Genomic DNA, 4,613 nt, shown 5'->3' on the forward strand with positions numbered 1-4,613 from the left:
ACCCAGCGGCCGTCCAGCCGGTCGCGGCGGGCGCAGACCAGCCCGGCCTCGCTGAGCGCCTTCAGATGATGGGAAAGCAGATTGGCCGGCATCCCCAACCGCTCGACCAACTCGCAGTTGCAGGTGTCGCCACTCATCAATTCGGCGAAGATGCGCAGGCGGGTGGGTTCGGCCAGCGCCTTGAGGACGGCCGCCGGTTCGCTCAGCGTGTCGACGTCACTGCGATCGGTCGCGTCCATCGGACACTCCTTCAGTTTTGGTGGGAAAGAAACGGTTCGGCGGTCGAGTTACACAGCCGCAGCGACGGCCTTGCCGACCCAGACCATAACCTCGTTCTGCCCGGGGATGCGCCCGCCGGAAACGAGCTTCTCATTGATGACCAGCCCTGGCGTCGCCAGCAGGTTGTACTGCGCGAAAACCGCCCGGTCAGTCACCTTCTCAATTTCGGCCTCGACCCCAAGCTCAGCCACGGCCGCCTTGGCTACGTCTTCGACCCGCTGGCAATTCGCGCAGCCAGGCCCCAACACCTTGATCTTCAACATGGGTGTGCTCCGTAATTAGAATGTCTCTCCGCAACGTGTGGATGTTCTCTCAGCCGGGAATAAGCTCCCGCTCATCCACCAATTCCACGTCCGGCTCGATGTGTAACTTGGACTTGATCGAGTTCGCCACCAGACTGTACTTCTGCGCCGATTGCAGCGCCTTGCGCACGCGGGCCTGGACGATCTCGGGCCTCTCCCCGCCGGCGCAGACGCGGATGCGCGGCCGCAACACAACGTCGGTGAATATCTCCGTCCGATCCAATTCGATGAGCTTCGTCCCTTCGGCCCGGCAGTCGTAGCTGAGTAAGTCGAGCTTATACCGCTCGCAGGCCCAGAGGAACATCATCATGACGCACGTATTGATGGCGGCGACGAAAGCATCTTCGGGCGTGAGGACGCCGGGGTGGCCCTTGGCGTCGGGTGGGGCGGAGAAGGGCATTTCCGGGCCGTTGCCCATGACGACGTGGCCCCAATGCGCCCCCTTCCAGGATACGGTGGTGTGGTAAACGGCCGTCTGGCTCATGCGACCTCCGGTTGGCCGCAGAACGCGGCATATTCGTGTGACAGCGCCGCCAGATACGCCGCCTCCTCCCCGGCCGGAACCGGGTTGTAGAGCGCGACCTGCTCCAGCAATTCGGCCGCCGTCGCCAACGACGACGACTTACCGGCCGCGCGGAACTGCTCCAGCAGCGGCGGCAAGGCGATCAACGACACTGGCCGGCCGTCAATCGTCACCGTCCGCACCGGGATACCCGAACCGCAGGCGCAGCCGGCGTCGGCCGTCGCCGGCGCGACGGTCAGGGGGATCGGCTCGTCCTCGATGAACTCCCCTTTGCGCCGGCTCCATTTTTTGTCCAGTAGCTCATCAACCAGCTTGGCGACCACGCCGGCCGTCTCATCCACCGCCACGCGCCCGGCCTCGTCCAGCCGGCGCATACCTTGCGGCTTGGCCAGTCCCCTCTCGGCCACCAGCTCGCTCACGACGACGCTCGCCGCCGGCTTGCCCGAATACTGCGCCGTGGCCCGCGCCGCGCAGCGCCGGTCGCAGCCGTCCACGGCGATGGTCGGGTAGAAGCGGGCGAAGGCGCGATCCCCCTCGCCGCCGGCCAGGAAGAGCGGCAAGCAAATAGTCACCGTGTCGTCCGGCCGCAGCTCGTGCAGCACCCGCAGCGCCGCCAGCCGCGTCACCGTGCCCTCGGCCATCTCCTCGCCGGAGCAGGCGATGATGCCAACCTTCTTCTGCGGCAACTCAGGCATACTCCGTCTCCCCAGAAGAATCATCCGCAGATTTGGCAGATTCGGCAGATTTCTTCGCTTCCAAATCTGCCGAATCTGCGGATAAAGCCTTCTTCATTCCATCGATCTCGGCGGCGATCTCGGCCGCCAGGGCGTGGGCCAACTGAAGCCCGCCCTCGTTCAACTCGGCGATGCCGGCCGGCTTGAATTCCCGGTGGCGGCGATAGGCATCCAGCACGGCGTAGGCTGTCGCCACCTTCCCGCCGCTCTCGCGCACCATCTTTGTGGCGCAGGCCAGCTTGCAGCCGTCAATGGTGATGGCCGGCTGAGCGGCCACCGCCGCGCGGGCCGCCTCGTCGCCCAGCACCAGCAGCGACAGGGCCACCAACTGCGTCTCATCCGGCCGCAGGTCTTCCACCACGTTGTAGGCCGCTTCGCGCGTCACGGTGCCGTAGGTCTTGCCGATGCCGCTGCACGGGACGATGACCACTTTCGTCGCGTCCATCTCAATGCTCCTCCGCCTGCGCCCGGGCCAGGTCGCAGTACGCTTCGGGCGACAGCAGGTCGTCGCGTTCGCCGGGCCACGCCGTTGCGTCCAGTTCCAACAGCCAGCCCTCGCCGTAGGGGTCTTCGTTCACGATCTCAGCCGCCGTCTCCAGGCGCGGATTGACGGCGACGATGCGCCCCGTGGCCGGCGAGAGGAGTTCCAGCGTGACCTTGATCGTTTCCAACTGGCCTAGCGGCTCGCCGCGTTCCAGCGCCGTCCCGGCCGGCCGCATCTCGACGAACGTCACGTCGCCGCTGTGGCCTTGCACAAAGTCGCTGACGCCCATGCGCAGCCGGTCGCCGTCGGCCAAAACCCACAAGCCGCCGACGGTATACCCCCGGTCGGCGGCGATGCGAAAGGTGAATTTGTCCACCGTAAACGTCAAAGGCTCCATAGCGTCCCCACGTAGCTCCCTACGCGCCTTGGCTCAATCCCAGAGGTGGCGAGATAATTCAACGTCCATTGCATTATAGGCCGCGGCCGGCGCGGCACATAGTGACGTTTGTCACCGATTTGATATGACAAGAGCGGGGGAGCAGGGGGGCAGGGGAGCGGGGGAGCAAGCACAGGCTTTACCACACCTGTCAGGTCTTTAGTTACTATCCCCTATCCCAAAAACACACTACAATTACACGCCGTGACCCCACCAATCGAACCCACCCTCCTCCCCTTCTTCCAACCGGCCGGCATCGTCATCGTGGGCGCGTCGAGCGCGCCGACCAAGCTGGGCTTCGGCATGGCCCGCAACCTCGTCCAGAGCGGCTACGCGGGGGCCATCCACTTCGTCAACCCCAAGGGCGGCCGGCTGCTGGAGCGGCCGGTCTACACCCATATCGCCGACGTGCCCGACCCCGTCGATCTGGCCGTGCTCATCGTGCCCGCGCCGGCCGTCGCGGCGACGCTGGCCGAAGCCGGCGCGCGCGGCATCCGCGCCGCCATCATCGCCTCCGGCGGCTTCCGCGAGACGGGCGCGGCCGGCGCGGCGCTGGAGGACGACTGCCTGCGCGTGGCCCGCGACTGCGACATGCGCCTCATCGGCCCCAACTGCGTCGGCCTCATCAACACCCACCTGCCGCTGGACACCACCTTCCTGCCTCCGCCCGGCCCCACCCCCGGCGACGTGGCCTTCATCTCCCACTCCGGGGCCATCTGCGCCGCCGTCATCGATTGGGCCCGCGGCCAGGGCTTCGGCCTCTCCCACCTGGTCAGCCTGGGCAACCAGCTCGACGTGCGCGAGACGGACGTGTTGCCCGCCGTGGCCGCCGACCCGCGCACAAGGGTCATCACGCTCTACCTGGAGGGGATCAGCGACGGCCGCCGCTTCGTCCACGCCGCCCGCCAGGTGACGCGCCACAAGCCGGTCATCGCCCTCAAGGTCGGCCGCTACGCCGCCGGCCGGCAGGCCGTCGCCAGCCACACCGGCGCGCTGGCCGGCCAGGAGTCGGCCTTCAACGCCGCCTTTCGCCGCGCCGGCGTCATCCGCGCCAACACCAGCGAGGAGCTATTCGACTGGGCGCGGGCGCTGGCCTGGTGTCCGCTGCCCGCCGGGCGCGACGTGGCCGTGCTGACCAACGCCGGCGGCCCCGGCGTAACCGCCGCCGACGCGCTGGAGGCTCACGGCCTGCGCCTGGCCGCGCTGCGGCCGGAGACGGAGGCGGCCCTGCGCGCCCTGCTGCCGGCCGACGCCAGCGTCCGCAACCCGGTGGACATGCTGGCCGCGGCCACGGCCCAGCAGTACGTGGACAGCCTGCGCCTGCTGCTGGACGATCCCGGCGTCCACAGCGTCATGGTCGTCCTGCCGCCGCCGCCCATGGAGTCGGCCGGCGGCGTGGCCCGCGCCCTCATCCCCATCATCTACAGCGCCGCCAAGCCGGTCGTCGTCGCCCTGATGGGCGAGCGCATGATCCAGGAGGCGGTGGAGTACTTCCGCGCCGCCCACGTGCCGGAGTACCGCTTCGCCGAGCGGGCCGCCTCGGCCCTGGCCGTGCTGGTGGAGCGGGCGGAGCGGGTGCGCGCCCTGTGCGCCGACGACGAACCCGATCCGGCCGCGCCGCGCGACGTGCGGCCCGACCTGGTTCACCGGCTGTTGGCTCGCCACAAAGTCGGGCGGGAGGAGAGCGCGACCCGGCCAGACGGCGCGGCCCCGCCCAACGACTTCCTGCCCTACGAGGTCGTCGATAGCCTGCTGGCCGCCTATGGCATCCCCACGCCGCGGGTGGCCCTGGCGACGACGGCCGACGAGGCGGTCGATCTGGCCTGGCAACTGGGCTTCCCGGTGGCGCTCAAGG

General features: G+C 68.5%; 7 protein-coding genes. 1 reads left to right on the top strand and 6 read right to left on the bottom strand.

What is annotated here, in order from left to right; translation table 11 throughout:
- From ACE3UY_RS01355 to ACE3UY_RS01380, 6 genes are all read right to left on the bottom strand, one after another.
- On the bottom strand, window positions 1–239 hold a 239-nt coding region (locus ACE3UY_RS01355), incomplete at its 3' end, for an ArsR/SmtB family transcription factor (RefSeq protein WP_374685754.1).
- A 48-nt stretch (window positions 240–287) separates the two neighbouring features.
- A complete protein-coding gene (locus tag ACE3UY_RS01360; protein ID WP_374685755.1) occupies window positions 288–542 on the bottom strand; it encodes a thioredoxin family protein in 255 nt (84 codons plus the stop codon).
- A 49-nt stretch (window positions 543–591) separates the two neighbouring features.
- On the bottom strand, window positions 592–1,065 hold the full coding sequence (locus ACE3UY_RS01365; protein WP_374685756.1) for an OsmC family protein: 474 nt from the start codon (window positions 1,063–1,065) through the stop codon (window positions 592–594).
- Window positions 1,062–1,799 (bottom strand): putative zinc-binding protein, encoded by a 738-nt coding sequence (locus ACE3UY_RS01370; RefSeq protein ID WP_374685757.1) that lies wholly within the window; start codon window positions 1,797–1,799, stop codon window positions 1,062–1,064. Before ACE3UY_RS01370 ends, ACE3UY_RS01365 begins: the two co-directional genes overlap by 4 nt.
- Complete coding sequence (locus tag ACE3UY_RS01375) at window positions 1,792–2,283, bottom strand: putative zinc-binding protein (RefSeq protein WP_374685758.1); 492 nt, start codon at window positions 2,281–2,283, stop codon at window positions 1,792–1,794. Before ACE3UY_RS01375 ends, ACE3UY_RS01370 begins: the two co-directional genes overlap by 8 nt.
- A 1-nt stretch (window position 2,284) precedes the next feature.
- On the bottom strand, window positions 2,285–2,719 hold the full coding sequence (locus tag ACE3UY_RS01380; RefSeq protein WP_374685759.1) for a glycine cleavage system protein H: 435 nt from the start codon (window positions 2,717–2,719) through the stop codon (window positions 2,285–2,287).
- Between the two features lie 243 nt (window positions 2,720–2,962).
- On the opposite strand from ACE3UY_RS01380, the gene ACE3UY_RS01385 reads away from it, so the two are divergent.
- Window positions 2,963–4,613 (top strand): acetate--CoA ligase family protein (locus ACE3UY_RS01385; protein WP_374685760.1); only part of this gene is annotated, 1,651 nt, incomplete at its 3' end.

The organism is Promineifilum sp. (SeqCode) (assembly GCF_041918635.1).
Lineage (GTDB): Bacteria > Chloroflexota > Anaerolineae > Promineifilales > Promineifilaceae > Promineifilum.

What these genes read in the sequence shown, in the direction of transcription:
- ACE3UY_RS01360 (WP_374685755.1), bottom strand. Translation starts at nt 542, where the DNA reads ATGTTGAAGATCAAGGTGTTGGGGCCTGGCTGCGCGAATTGCCAGCGG.
- ACE3UY_RS01380 (WP_374685759.1), bottom strand. Translation starts at nt 2,719, where the DNA reads ATGGAGCCTTTGACGTTTACGGTGGACAAATTCACCTTTCGCATCGCC.
- ACE3UY_RS01375 (WP_374685758.1), bottom strand. Translation starts at nt 2,283, where the DNA reads ATGGACGCGACGAAAGTGGTCATCGTCCCGTGCAGCGGCATCGGCAAG.
- ACE3UY_RS01370 (WP_374685757.1), bottom strand. Translation starts at nt 1,799, where the DNA reads ATGCCTGAGTTGCCGCAGAAGAAGGTTGGCATCATCGCCTGCTCCGGC.
- ACE3UY_RS01365 (WP_374685756.1), bottom strand. Translation starts at nt 1,065, where the DNA reads ATGAGCCAGACGGCCGTTTACCACACCACCGTATCCTGGAAGGGGGCG.